The organism is Paenibacillus intestini, assembly GCF_030803945.1.
Taxonomy (GTDB): Bacteria; Bacillota; Bacilli; order Paenibacillales; family Paenibacillaceae; genus Paenibacillus; species Paenibacillus polysaccharolyticus.
This window is the reverse complement of sequence record NZ_JAURUN010000003.1, coordinates 306,784-327,421: the sequence shown is the minus strand read 5'-3', so window position 1 is coordinate 327,421 and position 20,638 is coordinate 306,784. Positions and strand designations below refer to the sequence as shown.

Below are 20,638 nucleotides of genomic sequence, written 5' to 3'. Positions count from 1 at the left end.
TCAAGCTGTGTTGTCATAAATCCAGTCTCTGTCTAGCTCATTACCCAGATGCCGCCAGCCCATATGGAAAGAACGGTGATAAACGTTTGATAGACAACATCCATTATCAAATTGCCGATACTGTCCCCATCTGCCTTACGATTCTTGATCATGACATAAGTATGTGACCACAGACCACTCAAACCATATATGTACATCGTAACCAATACACCCACCCAGAAGTTCCCTTGAAACCAGATCGCCATAATACCCATAACGCCAAGTCCGACTTGCGAGAATCCATATTTGACCTGAAACGGTCCTCCTGGCCAACCTAGCATTTTGGCTGTCTGTTCTGCTCTAGCAATGTTAACCACGTAACCAATAACACCTACAAGTCCAAATGTAACCACAAACTGATGAAGCAATAACACTCTGCTAATCTCGCTCATTTCGCCAGGGAAACCGAGCATCCAAAGATGGATCGTTCCTGAAATAAGCCCAAATAACCATAGAACCAAAAACCACATCGCTGTTTCACTCCTGCCAATTCGTTATTTTGGAATCATTTGTAACTAAATGGATTAATTTGTAGATACCCACATTATATAATCGCTTTTACATTTGTCAATTCGTACATAATTTTCTATTTTGTCGAAGGTTTTACCATTTTTCTTCTCTTATACGCAATGAATCTATCGTACTTAGTTCTATATAACTTGAAATTTTTGGGTCTTATATACCATTTTTACATATATTCAACCAATATATGTTTCTTTTTTAACACTCCAAAAGAACCACCTCTCATTTATTCCATAGTCGAAAAAATTTAATAACCATTGGTTGATTCCTATTACCCATATATTCAGACTACTTTAGTCGTCTTTATAGATATTAAAATTTGACAACACTTTATTATGTAACTATTATAGTTACATAGATAAACACTTTGTTTCACACATCCACAGCTACTCCTCGGAAGTGGTATTGCTTTAATACTCTAGAGGTACGCTGTACATACACGATTGTTCAACAATGACAATGAAGCTGCTAACGATGCAAATGTTGCAAACCACATTTTAGGAGGAAACAAAATGAAATTGTTAGTTACAGGCGCTACGGGTAAACTTGGTTCACTGGTTGTTGACGCGTTGTTGAAGACAAAAGCTGCAACAGACTTGGCTGTTAGTGTTCGTTCACCAGAAAAAGCAGAAGCATTGCGCTCGCAGGGTGTAGACGTTCGTCATGGGGATTTTGATCAACCGGAAACATTGGAGAAAGCTTTTGCCGGTGTAGACCGCCTGCTACTGATCTCCACAGACGGTGATAACGAGACACGTATCCGTCAGCACCAGACTGCTGTTCAAGCTGCCAAAAAAGCAGGTGTCGGTTATATCGCTTATACAAGTGTGGTCAACGCCGAGCATAACCCACTCTCTCTTGCTGAGGTACACCGCAAGACAGAACAAACGATTCGCGAGTCTGGCATCCCTTATACGTTCCTGCGTAACAATTGGTACCTTGAAAATGAAGCTGGCAGTGTACAAGCCGTAACACATGGTGCTCCTTGGGTACATGCCACGAATGACAGCCAGGTCGGCTGGGCTACTCGACGTGATTATGCTGAAGCTGCTGCTGCTGTACTTGCAGGCGAAGGACATGAGAACAAGGTCTATGAATTGTCTGGTAAACTGCGCACACAAGCTGAGCTTGCTGCCATTGCTGGTGAAGTGTTGGGGCAGGAAATCAACGTACAAAATGTCGACGATGCGGCTTATGCGGACATCATGAAAGGTGCAGGTTTGCCTGATTTTGTTGTATCCATGCTGGTTGAAATGCAAAGCGCGATTCGCCAAGGCGCACTGGCTGTAGAGAGCGATGCACTAGAAACATTGCTTGGGCGTCCAGCTCAACCGTTAAGTGAAGGTTTTAAAGCTATTTTGGGTAATTAAATTCGTCATGTTGCCCTCACGGTAACATACAGGATATAGAAAAAGGGTTGTTCCATACGTCACATGATGACGGGGAACAGCCCTTTTCGTATACATTATTATGGAGCTCTTCGAACAAAACTTACACATTCTTTAACCTAACTAATCGATTAACCTTGCTCAATATAACGCGCAGGAATCACATCAGCTAGCCAAATACTCTCGTTGCCATGGTAAAAAAGAATACCTTCACGTGCGGCCTGCCCTGCCTTAACGCGTAGAATAACAGGCTGATCATCTCGCCTTTGTCCAACTTGACGTGCCGTATCCATATCAGCCGATAGATGCACATACTGCCGTTGCCGTGGCTGCAAACCGTGCTCCATGATGGAGGACACAGCACGTACGGGTGTACCGTGATACAACAATTCGGGAGGCTGTGTAGCTATTTTGGATATTTTTTGCGGAGTGGAATGGCCATAAAGTGCACGAATTCGGCCGGCATTGATCTCGTGCCGCTTTTTATTGGAGACTGCAATCATATGTTTCAGGTCATCTTCTGTTACATTACGCCACCCTGGGCTTTCGTGCAAAGCGACGAGCAGTTGTGAAATCTCTACCCATCCCTCTTCATCCAGCTCAAGCTCGTATTCCCATGGCGCATGTCTCAATGCATAGGAAAGCTCTTTGCTCAGTTTCATGTAGTCCATGTCTCTCACCTTCCCACATCTATCCTTGTTGCTGAACTGCCGCCATAATCTCCTGAATGTTACGAGCAAGAGCTTCGTGATCCTCCTGCGTAAACTGGATATGTCCATTAATACCGCGATGAATAATCGTATTCATCACTGGATGAACCTCTTCCTTGGATGCAACACGAATCAGATCGTCAGCAAAATCAACTGCCTGTTGTTCACTGTATTTAAATGGTTTGATCAACATCCGAATGCTCAGCGCATGAGCCTGGGGTTCGGCCAGCCGATCACGATGAGTAATGCTGTACACCGCACCAAAACCAAAAGCGGCGAGCACTTGACGTTGCAGTTCTGTCGTTTCTGCGAGTGGTGTGCCAATCAGTTCGCAGACCTGTTCTACCATCTGCTCCAGTTCATGGGCTGCTGCGCCCAAAATAACATCATTCTTATCATCCTTGTTCATAAAATCATTCATATCCATATTCTCCGTTCTATCCTTTATTCCATATCGGGGACGGCAGATGTTTGAAAGCCTCTTGATGGATACCCGCACGATTCAGCGCTTTTCGCAAGCGAGTAGCAACTTCCATGAAATAAACTTCAGGTACCCGATCCCCTGCAAGCTGCTTCAATAGATAATCGTTTTCCAAACCTTGATACAGTGGATGCAAATCTTCGACTAATATTTTCTTCATATCTTCACTCGTAATACTAGTCGTCATGCTACATTCATTGACGAGTGTCTGCAGCGTATCTTCTGCAGCCTGCTTGTCATAGGACGGGTGAGATACGAGATACTGCAGATCATATAGATCCTTGAACCTCGGTCTCACAATCGTCTGATGCAACTTCCAAGCGACTTGAGTGGACAACGGAACCGAGTAGGGAACTACAAAAGGCTCACCTCTCAACGGTTGGTAGTTTAACTCCACAGGCTCTGCATCCAGCTTCAGATTAAATGAAATATCAAGAAAAAGCTCATCTTCGTACCGATTCCCTTCACTGGACTCACTCTGGATCGCATAGGCGATATCGGTATTCACCGTTGGAAAGTCATCATCCATTGCGTAATCAATTTCACGCCAGAATGCATTCTCCCGAAAGCTGCGAAAATGAACTCCATCATTCAGATCAAGTTCGGTCACCTGAATCATCCAATCCGTAAAAATCTGCTTGGCCTGATCCGCATGTTCAATCGTACCTTTATACAAAAAGTCGATATCCTCAGCATAGCGCAGACTTGGATTCTCCAAGTACTGTCTCGTTAACAGGCTACCTTTCAAAATAAAGGATGAATGGACTAGCGTAGCCCGTTTCAATAACGCTTCCAAAACAATAATTAATCTCTCGTCTTCATTGAAGCGATGTATGGGTATTTCATTCCCGTTTCTCGTCACAACTGTTCCTCCAATCTTATCTTAAACACATCAAGCTGGTTCAATCAGATCCAGCCCCGATCCAACTCTTCCCGACTATCATATATACACAGCTCATATTGTTGCTTGATTAGTTCAATTTGATTGCTTTGCAAAATGTTATGAATTTCCCCAACGCTACGATAAAAATGATCTGCATGCTCATACTCACGCACAGTTACAAACCTTATACTGCCATTCTTATGGAGCGAATTACGGGAGATATGGCCACCTGTACCCGCACATATACGCTTCAGCCTATTCACATCTTCGACTTGAACCTTACCATGCCACTCAAAATAAGGTCTGTACTGAGGCACCATCGGTTGTTTGAAAAACCGTTCCTCCTTAGCCGGTATCTCTACTTTTGTACGTACCACAGTGAACCCGTTATTCCTAAATGTTATTGAAATCTCTTCAATGACACGCTGTACATCCTGAAAATCCTCGCTATGGACAATGCCCGTAATCATGGGTTGATGGATGTGCTCTCCCTGATCGAGTTCGATCAGGACCGGTTTTACGTTCTCTTCTTCACAGATACGGATAAAAGTTTGCTTTTCTTGCTGGCTCAGGTCACTCAGGGTAACATGAAATTCAAACTCCATTCGTTCACAACCTTCTTTCCTCCAACGTGCTTATACTAGATTAACTCTACCTTTATTATAGTAAAACCCAAAATAGTAAAAAAACCAAATCTTCTCTGCAGATAGAGTCGATTTGGTCTACTTTAAACACCACAGCTACATACGCAACAAAGTCATACTCCACTTTCATTAAAACTCACCACGGTCAGGCCGTCTCATGTTGGTTCTTCGGCTCCGGCTCATAGACTTGAGTATGCTCATTTTCCTCATGCATCCACTCCACCATACCTGGTTTGCGAACCTTCCACACCAAGGCCTGAATGCGAAGTGATCTTCTCACCCAAAACAGAGAGGTACAACGCTTCTCCGAACGCACCATAAGTCCCCAATGAATGACCCGGGCAAGCCACGGATTGACATATTCATTGTGCTTGCGGACGGAAGGCAATTCATCTTGGAACAAACGTTGCTTCACATCCAGAGGCGGCTGACCACAAGTCCAGTAATGAAGCAAGGCAGACAAACTATAGATATCTGACATGGGTCCCTGAACTGCTTTCTCGGAATAAAATTCAAGCGGCGAATACCCTTTAGAGGTAAAAATCGCCTGTTTTGCTCCGGTCTGCATCGGCCAGCGCACAGCCGCACCAAAGTCCAGCAATTTGGGCGTGCCATCCTCCATCACCATGACATTGGAAGGTTTGACATCCCGGTGGAGAATGCCTTGTTTATGAATGTAATCAAGCGTATCCACGAGCGGCAGTAGCGTATCTGTAATAAACTCGGGTTGCAGCGCATGGTTACGCTCCTGTAAATAATCGGTCAAGATCATGCCGGCGCAATATTCTGTGACCAGATATCCCGTATCATTGGCCTCAAAATGATCCACATATGTAATGATGTGAGGATGATTAAGAGATGACAACAACTCACCCTCCTGAAGAAATACAGATAACAGTTCATGGAATTGTCCGCCGTATCCTCGGGATGCACAAAATACACTGCGCTTGTCTGACTGACGTGCAGCAATCCGATGGGGGAAAAATTCCTTTATAGCGACTTTGGCACCTGTATGCCGATTCCGCCCAACATACACAATCGCTAATTCACTACTAGTCAATACCTGTCTTACCTGATATGTATCATTCAAAATGACATTGCGTTGCAAAGCCATATTCCAGTTATTTTTTCTCATCCCAAACCTCTTTTCAAGCTTGTCGATCGGAAGACTTGCCACATAACGACGAATTCGAGCCTGGAACGCATCGGAAATAAATCCAATCAGACAGTCGAATCATCGCTAACCATCTTTATAAACCATACACCACCGTTTGAAACATTTTTCTCGCGGAAAGTGTATTTTCGTTCAAGCTTCCGTTTTCTAGATCGAAGATGCAAGCACTCTTCTATACATAGTATCGACAAAAGGGGCAGTTTCGTTAATCTGTTCGTAAAAATGCGAACTGCCCCATGTTCCTATGCTAATCGCCTCTAATAATGCTTATTTAAAAATTGCTGAATCTCCTCATTCATTTCTCTTAGTACATCCTGAGAAGGGAAGTGGCCTGTATCATATTTGATCGCCTGTACATTCGGAATAATTTTCTGAGCACGGTCAATACACTTATCTCCTGGGAAAAAGACATCCTTCTCACCCACCAGAAGTAGTGTAGGCGAGGTATAATTTTCAAGTTCTTCTCTCTCTGCGAGTTTGGGCAAATCCTGCTCCAGACTGACATATTTGAATATCTTGCCGATCAAGTTTTTATCTGCTTCCTTCATACAATGGCATGACAGGTTATCCGTAATCTTTTGCAAAGAAGCTGGCGAAGAAGTCATACGATACTTAACGAGTGGAAGTGTAATATCATGAGCGGTTTTCATTCTGGAGTTGACCGCAAGACCTGCGGGAGCTACCAGCACCGAGCATGCAATACGCTCCGGAATATAAGTAGCCAATCTCAGAATGATGCCGCCGCCAAATGAAGGACCAATGAACGCACTTTGCTCAATATTGTAATGATCCAGCAGATCGGAAACCCACAAGGCCAAGCTGTCAAAACGTGCCGAAATGCTCGTTTCCTCGCTATACCCGGGATGGCCAATCGTATCCGGCGCAATAATCCGATAGGATTGAAATAAGGAAGAGAACCAGGACAGAGTCATTGGATTCACACAATTGCCACCCTGAAGAATAAATAACGGCTTGCCATCTTCCGGCCCAGTCAGCAACACATGTGTTTTCCCAAAACGTGTCTCCACATACTCTCTTGTAAATCCTTCGCCCAGCTCACTCAAATAAATTTCGTATTCTTCCAGAATACTGCTCTTGCCTTCTTCACTTCTATAAATGGAACTCATGTCTGCCTCCTGCAATGTGTACTCATCTCACCTATTCCAGTGATCAAAATCCGGATATTCCCGGCCCAAAAAGATAAAGAGGGCCTGTTAAAATGACAGGCTCCTCCATATGTGCGACTTATCATATGCTGATGATTATAGAATGGAAATTGGAAATTGTAAATATCGTTTCTAATAGACATGCTTATCTTTTTTTAACTCGAGTAGAAGTGTCACTTTCGGCCATAATCCGCCTTGATCTCGCCCCACTGTTTCGTCTGCCATTTGAGCACTTTATTCGTGTACGTATTCGTGCGAAGCCACTGCTCTGCCCGGTCAATCATCAACCAGATTTCTTCCGTTGAGTTGTCACGTGGGAGTGTTGTCGCAACTTTTTTTTGTTTCAGCCATTTCATCGCGTTCACCGAATCGGTGTAGACCGTTTTATTACTACCTTCTTTTTTGAGATAAGCCAGCGCATGCACAATCGCCAGAAATTCTCCCAAATTGTTGGTGCCTTTCGAGATCGGGCCGACGGAAAAAAGCACCTCACCTGTGCGGGTATCCACACCTTTATATTCTACTGGCCCTGGGTTGCCTCGTGTGCCTACGTCAACAGAGATGCTATCATAGTCCACTTCCTCGGATGTCTCCATCCCAGCACTTCTGCCGCTGCTGCCTGACTTCGACTTGGAAGCGCCACCTGCACTTGAACCCCAGTTCCCTTTCCAGCCAGCACGATATGCTGCTTCGGCAGCTGCCTTGGACTCATATGATTTATATTTGGCTCCAGCATATTGATCTGTCTGTGCTTTGCACGCCGCCCAAGTATCATATACGCCGGGTTGCTTCCCTTCCCATACCACGTAATATTTCTGTTTTGCCATGCGTAACCGCTCCTTTGTTTACTGCATCAATACCCTATTGTAAACGAAGAGGTGGTTGAAATGAAAGTTCGTTATTCGCCTCAGCGCCAGAACAGAGGTATAACCAACGGATGAATTAAGTATACTCCCTCTCATTCCAGAACATTCTAATAAGCAGAGTACACACACCGGAAGAGAAAGGATGCTGTGCATGGATTGGATCTGGAAATCCGTCTTACTTGTTCTCATTGGCATGATCCTGCTGCGAATCGCAGGTCGCAAATCGATCTCACAGATGAGTGTTGCGACAACCGTTATTATGATCTCCATCGGGACCACGATTGTGCAGCCGATTGCTAACCACGAATTAGGGAAAGCGATTGGCTCCGCAGCCGTGTTTATTGCAACCTTGCTCATCGTAGAGCAGCTACAGATGAAATATAATTTTTTTGAACGTATCATGAGCGGGCGCTCCAAGGTTGTTGTGGAAGATGGTAAAGTCATCATTCCGAATCTGAAACGAATGCGTTATACGATGGATCAGCTAGAGATGCATTTAAGACAGGCAGGAATTAAAAGTGTAGAGGATTTGCAGACTGCGACGGTCGAACCCAACGGGCAACTCGGGTATGTCCTGAAACGACACGCTCGCCCAGTGACCGTTGGCGATCTGGAAGAGATTTTGCGTAATTACACCATTACAACTAAACCTGATACGGATCTACAACACAATTTCAGTAAACAAAGGCCCACAGAGACGAGTACGAATTCAACGGACATTTTCGAAGAGGTCATCAACGGAGATCACACTCACCCTGTTAGTCCCAAACTTCAATAGATACACTTTTTACTATAAACATTAGCGCTTTTCATCGCCCACCCTGGTAACCCGTTTTTCTATGACTCAAACAAGAGTTTTTTCCACTTATATGAGTCACTTGACATTAGTTTGATATCAAATTATATTACAAGTATGAAAACAAGAGATGCTGTTTCACTTATATCCAAAATTAAAGAGAAAACAAGTCGTTTTATTTTGACCGAAATGACAGCACAGGGTATTCACGATCTGGCTACTTCACATGGAGATATCATCTACGCACTTTACAACCATCGGCGCATGACCATGGCGGAGATTGCCAAGAAAATTCGCAAAGATAAATCGACAGTAACCGCACTTGTGGACAAATTGGTGAGAACCGGATACGTTGCCAAAGAACGAGATACAGGCGATTCCCGTATTGTTCATGTGGCGTTAACTGCCAAGGGCGAAGCATTACAACCGATCTTTGAGGATATTTCACAGCGATTGCTGGATACCTTCTATACGGACGTTACAGATGATGAGAAAAATGAACTGCTTCGCATTCTGATCAAAATACACGATAACTTTTAATTTTTTTTGAATTAATAGTTTGATTTCAAACTAATTATCAAGGAGGATTTATTATGATTGATTACACACAATTTTTACCTGTACATGAGGTAGAGCGAATGGGTAAACATGAACTTCACGTTGAAGTTTACAGGGGAAATCGAAATCAAGGATCAGGCACAACATCGATAAGCACGCATCCTCCGCTGTTATTGGTTCACGGGGCATACACAGGTAGCTGGATGTGGAGTAAGTATATCCCCCACTTTGTAGAGCATGGATGGACTTGTTTTGCAATGAATCTCAGAAGCCATTATAGAAGCCGGGTGATGGACATGACTCGAATTACGGTGGAGGATTATTTGGAAGACATTCGTGAGGTATTATCTCTGCTTGATGAACCTCCTATATTGGTGGGCTTCAGCATGGGCGGCATACTTAGCCAAAAGGTTGCGGAAACCGCTGACTTGGCAGGTTTAATAATCATTGACACCAGTATCAGCAAAGAAGTCCATGATGCCTTCCCTTACCCCCTGACGGATCGAATAGAAGCAGGAATAATCATGCCAGCTCCTCTACGCGAGGAGAACGAAACGATCGATGAAACAGCAGAGGATGTCGCTTTTCAACGACACTATTTGCAAATGGAATCGGCAAAAGCATTTCGAACCTTCTCCGCCCTCTGCGGGGCAAAAGGGATATCCGTTGATGGGGATCTCATTACTTGTCCCGGTCTGGTGATCAAAGCTGTGTTGTCTGAGGACGAGGAACAAAGAGGCCGATTAACCGCGAAGCAACTAGGAGCCAGTTATGCCGGGCTTTGGGATACAACACATACAGGTCTACTTGTGGGTCAGCGATATAAGGAAGCTGTAGATGTGATTCTGGAGTGGCTTGATTCCAATTATTCGGGTAAAAAAACGGGCTGAAAGAAAAGAGCAACCTCCTTGGAGATTGCTCTTCTCTATTCTCTCTTTTCTCTATTTTCTTTCCTTATTCCCTTAATTCTTAATACTTATTTACTTAGTTCCTTAGTTCCTTACTCCCCAACGGGTGTTCTGTTTCAATTAGAATGAACATTTCCCCTTACTGCTTCGCTCTTTTCTTGATCATATAAATAACTGAAACGATCAGGAACCATACGGGTGTTACAAACAACGCCACCCTTGTATCCTCTGCGAGCGCCAACACAACGATCACAAAAGCCAAGAACGCCAGAATTAACACATTGGAAAATGGATATAGCGGCAGTCTGAACCGACTTTGACGTGCCAGTTCGGGTTGAGTACGCTTATATCGCAGATGGCAAATCACCATGATTCCCCAGACAAATATAAAACATACCGTTGAGACACTGGTAATCAGTGTGAAAACCCCTTCGGGCATGATGTAGTTCAGCACAATCGCGATAAAGATCACAATGGTGGAGAAAAAAAGTGCATTGGCTGGAACCTTTCTTTTGTTTACACGTGCAAATGAATCAGGGGCATTTTGGTCTTTGGCCATAGAATATACCATACGGCTTGTACTGAAAATAGCGCTATTACATGCCGATGCGGCAGACGTCAGCACGACAAAATTAACCACTCCGGCTGCCGCCGCAATCCCTACCGCCGCAAATACCTGTACAAACGGACTTTCGGTTGGCACAATCGCACTCCACGGATAGATACTCATAATAATCAGCAAGGCTCCCACGTAGAAAAGCAACACTCGAATGGGAATCTGGTTAATAGCTCTCGGAATGACTTTCTCCGGATTTTCCGTTTCCCCTGCGGTCAGCCCCACCAGTTCCATGCCTACAAACGCAAACACGACCATCTGAAATGATATGATGAAACCATGCATCCCATTCGGAAACCAGCCCCCGTGGCTCCAGAGGTTCGTGAAGCTTGCAGCACCCTGATCTGTTGTAAAACCTGTAAAGATCATATACAAACCGACCACGATCAGTGCCAGAATAGCGATAACTTTAATCAAGGCAAACCAAAACTCCATCTCTCCAAACAGCTTGACCGTAGCCAGATTCATGCCCAGCAAAATGACCAAGGCAATCAGTCCCGGCATCCATTGAGGTACGTTCGGAAACCAAAATTGTGTGTACAGACCAACAGCAGTAATATCTGCCATCGCGATAGATATCCAGCAGAACCAATAGGTCCAGCCCGTAATAAACGCCGCCATATTTCCCAGGTAATCATGCACGAAATCCACAAAGGAGTGATACTGCAGATTGCTCAGCAATAACTCTCCAAGCGCTCTCATAATAAGGAATAATACGATACCTGTAATGATATATGCGAATAGGATCGATGGGCCGGTGAGTTGAATCGTTTTGCCCGCTCCAAGAAACAATCCTGTTCCGATCGCCCCTCCAATCGCCATCAACTGCACATGCCTGTTCTTGAGTCCTCTTGTCAACGTTTCTTCCTGCATGGTACACCACCACTCTCTTTCTGCTCATGCTCTCTGTGATGAAAAAATAATATACCATCTAATATATAATAATCTTCGCTGAATACCTATCATTACTTTTCATTATTGGATATGGGAAAAAGATCCTCCCTCCACGGGGTTTCATTGTAATTGAATATGAAATATCAATTCATGTAATCTCATTTCCTTCTTTATCCGTATATAGTTCACTATGTAGAAATACGTTAGAGCACGTAGATGCATCAAAATTTCATTTTCAATACATCTCGTGCTCAGAAGAATTGTACATCCACCATAAAAGGGCCGCCCCTCACAACGAAAGGCCGCCCTCCTGAAACATAAACACATACATGTTTAGTTCACATCTATTTTTGCTTATAGAACTCATGGTACAGCTTCATCAACGCCCGCTTCTCAATCCGCGAAACATAACTGCGTGAAATACCGAGTTCCTTGGCAATCTCTCTCTGGGTTCGCTCTTCTCCACCAGCCTCAAGGCCAAAGCGGCCAATGACGACTTCTTTCTCCCGATCATCCAAAATGTCGAGATTACGATAAATTTTGCTTTTCTCAATTTTGAGTTGCACACGATCTACCACATCATCGGCCTCAGTGCCGAGGATATCAATTAATGTGATTTCATTTCCTTCTTTATCCGTACCGATGGGATCATGCAGGGATACGTCTTTGCGTGTTTTTTTCAGGGATCTGAGATGCATTAAGATTTCGTTTTCAATACATCGCGCTGCAAATGTCGCCAGCTTTGTGCCTTTGCCTTGCTGAAAGCTTTCAATGGCTTTGATCAAACCAATCGTTCCAATGGAAATCAGGTCCTCCTGATCTTCGCCGGTATTATCAAACTTCTTGACGATATGCGCCACAAGACGCAGATTGTGTTCAATGAGCAGATTGCGCGAGTGGGCATTGCCTTCAGCCATGAGGCGCAGGTGTTTGGCTTCGTCATCCTCAGCGAGCGGCTGAGGAAACGCATTGTTTTTGACATATGAAACGAGTAACGTTAATTCTTTGATGAACAGAGCTATTGCGGTAAACAATCCGGGCACAGATGACACCTCCTGCAGTTTTACAACGATCTGGCCTGAGCACATAAGGGAACAGGGTCGATCTATTGTATGTGGGCAGAGGCCTAGAAGTGCACGTACCAATAAATCCGCATCAAAATAAACACGTTACACACTCACCGTAACAATTGAACCCACTCTCTCCAGCAACAAAAACTCTTTCTCCACACTTTCAATAAAGTATGTTCTCTCCCCAAACAAAATCACATCATGCTGTACCAGCGGAACTTCGCTTTTGAAATAGATAAAGTTATCCGTTTCCCGAAATGCCCCTTTATAATAAAACATCGTTATCCAGTCCCTCACTTTCACGAAAATACCTATGTACGCCTCATATTATACTATTTACCCTTCTGATTTGAATCTGCTTCACCGAGAAAAATACATAAAGCCTCAGGCGCTGTATAATACAAGCCTGAGGCTGATGCTCATCCCAATACTCCCTCTTAACGCTACCCTCTTCTTAGAGAATAGTGTGGATGGAACGTTCAGATGATTACTTTTGGATGGAAGCTGGTGTACTATTTAAAAATGCGTTGCGAGAACTGATACAGGCCACTATTCCAAACTTTTGGTTCATGTCCACCTACATCCTGATACCAAATGTGTGGAACGTTCATACTGCTGAGGCCATTTTTAAAATTCTGACTCACCCACAGCAGACCATCACTTCCTCCACAGGAAATCCAGAGCAATTTCAGTTTGCTGGCCGCCTGTCCAGGATTCGTGATCAACTGGTTCACAGGCTTCGTATTCGGAGCTGCCGAGAAGGCACCTACATAAGCGAACGTATCCAGATTCTTCAATCCAAAGTTGAGAGATTGTCCGCCACCCATGGACAGGCCAGCAAGTGCACGATTGTTTTTATCCTTATACACGGGATAAGTTCTCTCAATATGCGGGATGAGATCCTTGAGCAGATCTTGCTCGAACCGTTCAAAAGCGGCAACCTTATCCGGTGCGTAAATATCACCTACCGGGCGGTCATCCTTCATCGCACGGCCATTCGGCATAACCACGATCATCTGGGACAGTTTTCCTTCCGAATACAGGTTGTCCAGAATGTTCTTCGGTTTCATCGCGTTAGCCCACTCGTGCTCATCCCCGCCAATCCCGTGCAGCAGGTACAGCACGCTATACTTTTTATTAGGTGAATATCCAGGCGGCGTGTACACCATCGCTTTCCGTGCATTGCCAACTGTCGTAGAATTATAGGTAATGAGGTTCATATTCCCATGCGGAATGTTATTCCGATAGCCATCATACCCTGCTGGTGCCGGTACAACCGGCGTAGAATTTAGAGTATTGTTAATCTCATTGGTGGAAGCATTGGTGGATTCATATGCAGTGTTCTGAGCAGAAATTTCGCTAGATTCCGTGGCAGACGCCATCGTTGGAGCAAGCATAGCAACAACCATAGAAAGACTTAAAAGGATAGAAACACGTTTCTTCATTCACTTTTCTCCTCTCAATTGGGTTAATCACAAGCAACACTTCTGTCATGAAAGCCCTTACAAATAAATCCACCACCTCCCTTCCGTCACACGCACTGAGGATAGAATACGTTGAAATTTGTAGATTTGACTTGAATCCTCTCTCAAAATTACTTATATAGTATATTTAAACTTATTTATCCAATTTTTGCAACTATATTTGACACATTGTATCTATACGTAATCTTTCTTAACATCAAGCAAAGAATTCACTCTTCTCTTTTCTAACAAAACTACACTATAAAAAAATGTAAAACACTGTTGTTAAATTGAATATTTTACCTTATTATAATCTCAAACAAGGAGGTGTCTATACCAAATTACAATATTTTTTCGTTTTTTCCTGTCTACAGGCATTTAATTCACCAAGTCAGGCGGCATGATTGATTGTTCTGCAAACCAACTATTTCTTGGGAGGGAAATGATTGTGAACAAACTTCGCTCATCTATTCAAAAGACATGGGCCTCATTTTTGGTTTTCACGTTATTGCTGCCTTTACTTGTCGGTCTTTGGCCTACCAATGCCTACTCTGCTTCTAACAACGAGGGAAAACTATACATAACAGCCGACAATGAATTCTCGCTTTTTGTTAACGGTAAACAAGCAGGTAAAGGGGATGACTGGACCAAAGCCTATACGTTCCCTGTCCCCATTCAACCTGGCACCAATGTTATTGCGGTTCAAGCCAAGGACTGGGGTTCGTATGCCGGACTGCTGGCAGATCTCAGTTATGAAGATGAAAATCTGGTTACTGACTTCAACTGGAAAGTATCTGAACGATACGTTGAGGGTTGGGAACAACCAAGATTCGATGATACATCCTGGGCGCGCGCTTCAGATTTTGGACGTTACGGCAGTGATCCATGGAAACAAATCCAAGGCATGCCGGAAGAGACAAGTGCACGTTGGATCTGGGCAGGCAAAACAAATGTGGATGCCCCGATTGCGGAAGCTTATTTCCGCATTACGTTTACCATTTCGGAAGACGGCCTGGGGGTCAGCAATCCGATTACATCCTCCGGGCAGTTTGAGCAGGTGGATTATCAATTAAAACCGACACAACCTATGCCATCTTCCATCGTGCAAAAACTACCCGTCGTTAATTCCGTCTTCGAAACGGTGGAAGATAAAGGTTCAATCGAACTGAATTCCCGAGAAGCTGCTCAGATTGGAAACCTGCTTTCCCCTGGTCAGATTTTTCTGGATGAGTCTTCCGCCAGGGCAATTAAAGTGGCTAGCACCAGCAAAAGTAAAGATGGATTACTGGTGGATTACACCACACCTGGTGTAGATGAACTGTTTGATTACTATGATATTCCTGAGCAGGAAGTTTCTTTGGAAGAGCGAAATATCGTCATGCCTGATCTGGACATGGTGCTGGAAAGCAATGAGCGGCTTGGCGCTTTGTCTGTATCCGATGAGCAGATCAATGCGAATCAAGAAATAAAACATTTCAACATCGACAACACGCTCCAGCAAGACGCTAATATCTCAAATCCAGATCATCCTGACGAGCAAGCCTTCACATCTATCGATCCTATGGGTCTAAGTAACGAAACCTTGATTCAACAGGGTGACGAAACTACGATCCATCAGAGTGAAGATGCTTCCGTTGATTTGAATCAGGCAAACTCCGCAGACATCACTGAGGCAAACGCCATAGATATGAATGAGCTAATTCGCACTGCCGGGGCAGGGGATTTTGCTACTTGTAAAAAATCGGGCAACGAGTTTGTCTGTGATTTCAAAAAAGTACTTGTAAATCAACAAAATGCAAACGGCAACAAAGTTTACGTTGAAGCGGGCGGCAAACTTACATTGATCGCACCCAAGGTAACGGGAAAATACGGTTTCTGGGGAAAATACGATCTTAAATTCACAGCAGGTGAGAAAGCGAACGTCTACATTAAAGGCGACGCCAAATTCAAAAAAGAAGTTAAAGTGCCGATTATGGGCTTCAATATCGGTGCAGGTAGCCTGGGATCCGTATCCGTTGGAGTATTCCTTGTCATCGGTATTGATGGCAATGTCACATTTGAATTCCAAGTGGATCAGGGGTATACCGTCACTCTAGGTGTAAAAGGTAAAACACGGGCCTATATTCCTGTACAAATCAAGCCTTACAGCAATGTGAGCCGTTATCTTACCGTGACACATAAAATTGAAGGACAAGTTACGGCTTGGGCAGGAGCCAAAGCTGAAGTGAGTTTGAAAATTGCAGGCAAGAAAATATTAGAGGTCAGTGTGTTCGCAGGCATTGAGGCCACAGGAAAGTGGACAAGTAGCAACAGTGTTCCAAGCACCATGTCCCTTACCATCGATGCGCTCGTGAAGGGGGAAGGCGCTGTATTTAATAAATCCTTCAAACTCTTTGAGCTACGCTGGAATCTCGTAAGATTGGTAAAAAATCCTACCAATCCGGGAACCGGGCAGAACCTGGCGAGAAATGCAACCATAACCGCATCCTCCACCTATCCGGGGTACTCAACAGCCCGAATCAATGACGGCGACCGTAACACGGCACTTGGGGAAAGTTATAGCTGGGCAAATAATCGTAATTCCTCATTACCGCAATATGTCATTCTTGATCTGCCTGCATCCAGTTCCATTCAGCGGATTGATCTATATACAACCAAGGGTTATGTCCTTGCCAACTACGACCTGCAATACTGGAATGGTTCAAACTGGGTAAACCTGGTTCAAGTCACAGGCAACCAGGAGACGACACGATCACATACTTTTGCAGCAGTAAACACCTCCAAGGTACGTGTCGTTGCTAGCAGAGGGCCTTCACATCAGCCAACCTATGTTCGAATTAACGAGCTTGAAATCTATTAAATACAGTAGAAAAAACCTCAGTTTTCTTGTTTATAACAAGAGGCTGAGGTTTTCTTCATTATCATTAGGCTATAGTTTTTAATTTAATGCACCGATACGGGATGAATACCATCTGCACCTTCAGGCGAAGATTCCTTATCCTGCTTAAACAAACTGAGTAACAATCCAAGCAAGCCAAGTGCTGCAATTACTGCGGCGTAGATTGGCACTGATATCAGTCCTGTGTGTGTAATGGCAAATCCGCCGAGATAAGCCCCGGCCGCATTCCCCAGATTAAATGCAGAGTGGCTGGATGTCGTCGCCAGCAGCGGAGCTTCACGCGTCATATTCATAATGCGAAGCTGAAGTCCCGGCATAATGCCAAAAGCTGCGACACCCCAAAAGAAGATCGTGATTACCGCCAACACGGGATTGTGTAGTGTCAGCGTTAATGCAGCGAGTAGTACAGCAAGAATACCGAAGTTCACAATCAGTGAAGGCATAAGCTTCCAGTCCGCCAGACGACCACCAACCATATTCCCGAGCGTAACACCGAAGCCAAACAGCACCAGAATCCAGGTTACACTTTGCTCTGCAAAACCACTAATATCAACCAGCATCGGTGTAATGTAAGTGAAAACTGCAAACAAACTTCCGCAGCCCATTGCTCCGATTAGAAGCACAAGCAATACCTGTGGGCGGATCAGGTTACGGAACTGCTGTCCCAGGTTAGCTGGTGTACCTTGCGGAATAACCGGGATAAAACGAATAATACCAAGCAGTGAAACAATGCCCAGAATGGTAATCGCCCCAAAAGAGGAACGCCAGCCAAGCTGTTGACCGATAAATGTACCAAACGGAACACCGATAATATTGGCGATGGTCAGTCCCGCAAGCACTACCGACACCGCACCAGCTCTCCGATCTGGTGTTACAAGCTTGGTAGCCATGATTGAACCTACGCCAAGGAACGTGCCGTGAGCAAATGCCGTCAGGATACGTGCCGAGATGAGTAGCCCATACGTAGGCGCAATGACAGACAAGGCGTTACCTATTATGAAAATGCACATCAGCAGCACCAATAGTTTTTTCTGTGGAATCTTGTGCGTGAAAACGGTTAGAATGGGAGCGCCTACAGCTACGCCGAGTGCATATCCCGTAATTAGTTGTCCCGCCTGTGGAATGCTAACGTTCAGATCCGTTGCCACATTAGGCAGCAAACCCATAATGATGAATTCAGTCATGCCAATGGCGAATGCCCCAATCGTCAAGCACAGCAGCGACAAAGGAAACGGTTTTCTTTTACCAGATGTTGTGGTCTGTGATGTACTCGTTGATTCCTCCCGTTCACCCGCAACAGGTTCTAATGAATGTTCTGTCTTACTCATGATGTTTTCTCTTCTCCTGTCCTTCATATATCATAATGTTACGCCTAGCTCGTTCTCTTCATGTTCTATGATTTTTTCTGCGCGGCATTGCCCGATGCTTTTAACCATAAAGCCTCATTTAATTGAGCAAACGTATCTCTCATTGCCAGCTTGTCCTGCCAATGGGATGGAATCCCGCTTCGCCCGTAATACGCACCCGCAATCTGTCCATAGACAGCACCGGTTGTATCTGCATCATCTCCCAGATTAACGGCAAGCAACACCCCATCCGAAAAACTGGATGACTTGTTGAACGCCCAAAGCGCTGCTTCCAGAGAACGAACCACATACCCGCTGCCTTGGATTTCGGGCGGTTCTTTACGCTCGTATGACCCCATAACCACTTCTTCGATGGCAGGTGAAAAAGAACTCCCTTTCTCCGTCCGCCAGCGCTTCATCGTCTCTGGAGATAACATCGTAGCCTTGTCTGCTCCATGGAATCCCGCCACAAGAATGGCTGCCAGCACTTCGCAAGCCTCTACACTTTCCGTCGCTGCATGTGTTGTCCGCGAACTCAGCCCTGCGTAACGAACCGCCTCTGACGGTTGAAGCGCATAAGCCATGGCAACTGGAGCAAGCCTCATGATGGAGCCATTCCCGGCAGTCATGGGGTCAGTTGATCCACTGTAAGCTTCACCGGTTCGAGCAAATCGTTCCAGCGCGCTTCGCGTAGCTCCACCAATATCAAAACAATCTCCGGTACTGCTCATATAACCGATCTTATACCAATTCGTATAGCGGCGCATCTGATCAGCGGGATCGAAATTTTCCTGACGCACCAGACTTTCCGCCAGACACAGAGCCATAGAGGTATCGTCCGTCCATTCTCCCGCTTTTAATCCAAACACTCCGCCGCCTATCATATCTGTGACAGGTTCAAAAGTACCCGGACTGCTGAATTCAACAGTTGTTCCTAGCGCATCTCCTACTGCGAGCCCAATCAAACCGCCCTCAAAACGATCTCTTTGCAGCATGTTCTCTTCCTCCTTCACATCACTTATCCAACAGGCAACTCGTGGCCTTATTGTCCCACATGCGCTGATCTGGCGTAAAGCAAATTAAACTAAAGTTGCCGATTCATTTCTTCTATTATAAACGTGTCGAAAGCTGTTGAATGGTCCAATACGATTCATTTTCAACAATTTTTTTTATTTTTTTCGTGTTGAAAAAACCGTTCATCCATTACACCGCTTACATGCAAAGGGCTTAACGGTTTGCAAGGTTTCACATTTTCTGAAAGTAAGTCACACATGTGAAAATTTTCAATGTAAACATTCATGACACACTTGACCCTATTCTTTGTCCTGTGGTACGGTTTTATTAGATTCAACGCATATTTTTTCCCAAATTAATATCCCTATCCCGCTTTTTGCGTTAACTAACATTCCGCGAGTTAATGAATGTACGGGAATTAATTTGCAGAGAATTCACGAAAGTTAGTGTTTCATTTTCCAACCCAAAAACAAATTCTGAAAACAGGAGGAACAAATTGATGATTAAGGCACTGATTTTTGACTTCGACGGAACGATTATTGACACAGAGACAGCTTGGTATATCGCATTTCGGGATGCGTACAAAGAACATGGTGTTGATCTAACACTGGAGATGTATTCCAAGTGCATTGGTACCAGTCTCAAAACCTTCAATCCGTATGAGTACCTCATCACAGATTTGAACCTTCCGATTGATCGGGATGCGTTCAGGGAATCGGTCCAATTGCAGCATGCTGCATTGATGAACAAAGAAAAGGTTCGCCCAGGTATACAGGAATATTTGGAACAAGCAAGCAAAGCCGGTATAAAGCTCGCTGTAGCTTCCAGCTCAAAACGTGAATGGGTAGAGCAACACCTGGAGCAACTGAAATTAAAAGACTATTTCGAAGTGATCCGCACGGCAGATGATGTTGCCAATGTAAAGCCTGATCCGGAACTGTACAATCAAGCACTCGAAGCCCTTGGAGTAACTGCAGACGAGGCCGTAGCCATTGAGGATTCACCTAACGGCGCGCGTGCAGCATCTTCTGCTGGTATGCATTGCGTTGTCATCTCGAATACCATCACCGGAACGTTGGCATTCGATATGCCTCACCAGCGACTATCCTGCCTGACCGACCTGCCATTTAACGATTTGATCTCGAAGCCACTCGTCACCACCGCCTAAGGTCTGCACGAATTTCGTCATCCAATCTTAAAG

The 20,638-nt window shown here is 44.6% G+C and carries 20 protein-coding genes; 6 read left to right on the top strand and 14 right to left on the bottom strand.

Going from position 1 to position 20,638, the window contains the following annotated elements:
* Positions 1 to 32: 32 nt before the first annotated feature.
* Positions 33 to 509 (bottom strand): DUF6790 family protein, encoded by a 477-nt coding sequence (locus tag J2T16_RS10760; RefSeq protein ID WP_167375605.1) that lies wholly within the window; start codon positions 507 to 509, stop codon positions 33 to 35.
* Between the two features lie 564 nt (positions 510 to 1,073).
* On the opposite strand from J2T16_RS10760, the gene J2T16_RS10755 reads away from it, so the two are divergent.
* Positions 1,074 to 1,931: an SDR family oxidoreductase gene (locus tag J2T16_RS10755; RefSeq protein ID WP_499018329.1), complete on the top strand. Its 858-nt coding sequence runs from the start codon at positions 1,074 to 1,076 to the stop codon at positions 1,929 to 1,931.
* A 149-nt stretch (positions 1,932 to 2,080) separates the two neighbouring features.
* Here the strand turns inward: J2T16_RS10755 and J2T16_RS10750 are convergent, their stop codons facing one another.
* The 7 genes from J2T16_RS10750 to rnhA all read right to left on the bottom strand — a co-directional run bounded on the left by J2T16_RS10750 (position 2,081) and on the right by rnhA (position 7,834).
* Complete coding sequence (locus J2T16_RS10750) at positions 2,081 to 2,620, bottom strand: RNA 2'-phosphotransferase (protein ID WP_336120701.1); 540 nt, start codon at positions 2,618 to 2,620, stop codon at positions 2,081 to 2,083.
* Between the two features lie 19 nt (positions 2,621 to 2,639).
* Complete coding sequence (gene imm48 / locus J2T16_RS10745) at positions 2,640 to 3,080, bottom strand: Imm48 family immunity protein (protein WP_336120702.1); 441 nt, start codon at positions 3,078 to 3,080, stop codon at positions 2,640 to 2,642.
* A 16-nt stretch (positions 3,081 to 3,096) separates the two neighbouring features.
* Complete coding sequence (locus J2T16_RS10740; protein WP_499018328.1) at positions 3,097 to 4,002, bottom strand: nucleotidyl transferase AbiEii/AbiGii toxin family protein; 906 nt, start codon at positions 4,000 to 4,002, stop codon at positions 3,097 to 3,099.
* A 44-nt stretch (positions 4,003 to 4,046) separates the two neighbouring features.
* Positions 4,047 to 4,628 carry a hypothetical protein gene (locus tag J2T16_RS10735; RefSeq protein ID WP_336120704.1) on the bottom strand — a complete coding sequence of 194 codons (582 nt, stop codon included), beginning with the start codon at positions 4,626 to 4,628 and terminating at the stop codon, positions 4,047 to 4,049.
* Between the two features lie 184 nt (positions 4,629 to 4,812).
* Complete coding sequence (locus J2T16_RS10730) at positions 4,813 to 5,802, bottom strand: serine/threonine protein kinase (protein ID WP_336120705.1); 990 nt, start codon at positions 5,800 to 5,802, stop codon at positions 4,813 to 4,815.
* Positions 5,803 to 6,098: 296 nt separating this feature from the next.
* Complete coding sequence (locus tag J2T16_RS10725; protein WP_336120706.1) at positions 6,099 to 6,968, bottom strand: alpha/beta fold hydrolase; 870 nt, start codon at positions 6,966 to 6,968, stop codon at positions 6,099 to 6,101.
* Positions 6,969 to 7,180: 212 nt separating this feature from the next.
* Positions 7,181 to 7,834 carry a ribonuclease H gene (rnhA, locus tag J2T16_RS10720; protein WP_090915011.1) on the bottom strand — a complete coding sequence of 218 codons (654 nt, stop codon included), beginning with the start codon at positions 7,832 to 7,834 and terminating at the stop codon, positions 7,181 to 7,183.
* A gap of 190 nt (positions 7,835 to 8,024) precedes the next feature.
* Here rnhA and J2T16_RS10715 point away from each other — a divergent pair, with 190 nt between their 5' ends.
* From J2T16_RS10715 to J2T16_RS10705, 3 genes are all read left to right on the top strand, one after another.
* On the top strand, positions 8,025 to 8,651 hold the full coding sequence (locus J2T16_RS10715) for a DUF421 domain-containing protein (RefSeq protein ID WP_499018327.1): 627 nt from the start codon (positions 8,025 to 8,027) through the stop codon (positions 8,649 to 8,651).
* 135 nt (positions 8,652 to 8,786) lie between these two features.
* Entirely contained in the window at positions 8,787 to 9,209 is a 423-nt protein-coding gene (locus J2T16_RS10710; protein WP_499018326.1) for a MarR family winged helix-turn-helix transcriptional regulator, read from the top strand.
* Positions 9,210 to 9,262: 53 nt separating this feature from the next.
* On the top strand, positions 9,263 to 10,117 hold the full coding sequence (locus J2T16_RS10705; RefSeq protein ID WP_499018325.1) for an alpha/beta hydrolase: 855 nt from the start codon (positions 9,263 to 9,265) through the stop codon (positions 10,115 to 10,117).
* A 157-nt stretch (positions 10,118 to 10,274) separates the two neighbouring features.
* On the opposite strand, the gene J2T16_RS10700 is transcribed toward J2T16_RS10705, so the two are convergent.
* From J2T16_RS10700 to J2T16_RS10685, 4 genes are all read right to left on the bottom strand, one after another.
* The gene (locus J2T16_RS10700; RefSeq protein WP_154887923.1) at positions 10,275 to 11,624 is read right to left on the bottom strand and encodes an amino acid permease; all 1,350 of its coding nucleotides are present in this window, start codon (positions 11,622 to 11,624) and stop codon (positions 10,275 to 10,277) included.
* A 365-nt stretch (positions 11,625 to 11,989) separates the two neighbouring features.
* Positions 11,990 to 12,688, bottom strand: a complete 699-nt coding sequence (gene sigK, locus J2T16_RS10695) for an RNA polymerase sporulation sigma factor SigK (protein ID WP_090915017.1) — start codon at positions 12,686 to 12,688, stop codon at positions 11,990 to 11,992.
* A 126-nt stretch (positions 12,689 to 12,814) separates the two neighbouring features.
* A complete protein-coding gene (locus tag J2T16_RS10690) occupies positions 12,815 to 12,994 on the bottom strand; it encodes a hypothetical protein (RefSeq protein ID WP_221789833.1) in 180 nt (59 codons plus the stop codon).
* Between the two features lie 233 nt (positions 12,995 to 13,227).
* The gene (locus J2T16_RS10685; protein ID WP_090915019.1) at positions 13,228 to 14,160 is read right to left on the bottom strand and encodes an alpha/beta hydrolase; all 933 of its coding nucleotides are present in this window, start codon (positions 14,158 to 14,160) and stop codon (positions 13,228 to 13,230) included.
* A 466-nt stretch (positions 14,161 to 14,626) separates the two neighbouring features.
* Between J2T16_RS10685 and J2T16_RS10680 the strand changes: the two genes are divergently transcribed.
* Complete coding sequence (locus tag J2T16_RS10680) at positions 14,627 to 17,038, top strand: galactose-binding domain-containing protein (RefSeq protein ID WP_221789835.1); 2,412 nt, start codon at positions 14,627 to 14,629, stop codon at positions 17,036 to 17,038.
* A gap of 83 nt (positions 17,039 to 17,121) precedes the next feature.
* On the opposite strand, the gene J2T16_RS10675 is transcribed toward J2T16_RS10680, so the two are convergent.
* Together J2T16_RS10675 and J2T16_RS10670 are read right to left on the bottom strand one after the other, a co-directional pair.
* Positions 17,122 to 18,405 (bottom strand): MFS transporter, encoded by a 1,284-nt coding sequence (locus J2T16_RS10675; RefSeq protein WP_260511009.1) that lies wholly within the window; start codon positions 18,403 to 18,405, stop codon positions 17,122 to 17,124.
* A gap of 65 nt (positions 18,406 to 18,470) precedes the next feature.
* Positions 18,471 to 19,418 carry an ADP-ribosylglycohydrolase family protein gene (locus J2T16_RS10670; protein ID WP_221789836.1) on the bottom strand — a complete coding sequence of 316 codons (948 nt, stop codon included), beginning with the start codon at positions 19,416 to 19,418 and terminating at the stop codon, positions 18,471 to 18,473.
* Between the two features lie 518 nt (positions 19,419 to 19,936).
* Between J2T16_RS10670 and J2T16_RS10665 the strand changes: the two genes are divergently transcribed.
* The gene (locus J2T16_RS10665) at positions 19,937 to 20,605 is read left to right on the top strand and encodes an HAD family hydrolase (protein WP_221789837.1); all 669 of its coding nucleotides are present in this window, start codon (positions 19,937 to 19,939) and stop codon (positions 20,603 to 20,605) included.
* Positions 20,606 to 20,638 lie beyond the last annotated feature (33 nt).

Bases quoted from the DNA above. Each gene is read 5' to 3' on its own strand.
- J2T16_RS10760 (WP_167375605.1), bottom strand. From the start codon at position 509: ATGTGGTTTTTGGTTCTATGGTTATTTGGGCTTATTTCAGGAACGATC.
- J2T16_RS10755 (WP_499018329.1), top strand. From the start codon at position 1,074: ATGAAATTGTTAGTTACAGGCGCTACGGGTAAACTTGGTTCACTGGTT.
- J2T16_RS10750 (WP_336120701.1), bottom strand. From the start codon at position 2,620: ATGGACTACATGAAACTGAGCAAAGAGCTTTCCTATGCATTGAGACAT.
- imm48 (WP_336120702.1), bottom strand. From the start codon at position 3,080: ATGAATGATTTTATGAACAAGGATGATAAGAATGATGTTATTTTGGGC.
- J2T16_RS10735 (WP_336120704.1), bottom strand. From the start codon at position 4,628: ATGGAGTTTGAATTTCATGTTACCCTGAGTGACCTGAGCCAGCAAGAA.
- J2T16_RS10730 (WP_336120705.1), bottom strand. From the start codon at position 5,802: ATGAGAAAAAATAACTGGAATATGGCTTTGCAACGCAATGTCATTTTG.
- J2T16_RS10725 (WP_336120706.1), bottom strand. From the start codon at position 6,968: ATGAGTTCCATTTATAGAAGTGAAGAAGGCAAGAGCAGTATTCTGGAA.
- rnhA (WP_090915011.1), bottom strand. From the start codon at position 7,834: ATGGCAAAACAGAAATATTACGTGGTATGGGAAGGGAAGCAACCCGGC.
- J2T16_RS10715 (WP_499018327.1), top strand. From the start codon at position 8,025: ATGGATTGGATCTGGAAATCCGTCTTACTTGTTCTCATTGGCATGATC.
- J2T16_RS10710 (WP_499018326.1), top strand. From the start codon at position 8,787: ATGAAAACAAGAGATGCTGTTTCACTTATATCCAAAATTAAAGAGAAA.
- J2T16_RS10705 (WP_499018325.1), top strand. From the start codon at position 9,263: ATGATTGATTACACACAATTTTTACCTGTACATGAGGTAGAGCGAATG.
- J2T16_RS10700 (WP_154887923.1), bottom strand. From the start codon at position 11,624: ATGCAGGAAGAAACGTTGACAAGAGGACTCAAGAACAGGCATGTGCAG.
- J2T16_RS10690 (WP_221789833.1), bottom strand. From the start codon at position 12,994: ATGTTTTATTATAAAGGGGCATTTCGGGAAACGGATAACTTTATCTAT.
- J2T16_RS10685 (WP_090915019.1), bottom strand. From the start codon at position 14,160: ATGAAGAAACGTGTTTCTATCCTTTTAAGTCTTTCTATGGTTGTTGCT.
- J2T16_RS10675 (WP_260511009.1), bottom strand. From the start codon at position 18,405: ATGAGTAAGACAGAACATTCATTAGAACCTGTTGCGGGTGAACGGGAG.
- J2T16_RS10670 (WP_221789836.1), bottom strand. From the start codon at position 19,418: ATGCTGCAAAGAGATCGTTTTGAGGGCGGTTTGATTGGGCTCGCAGTA.
- J2T16_RS10665 (WP_221789837.1), top strand. From the start codon at position 19,937: ATGATTAAGGCACTGATTTTTGACTTCGACGGAACGATTATTGACACA.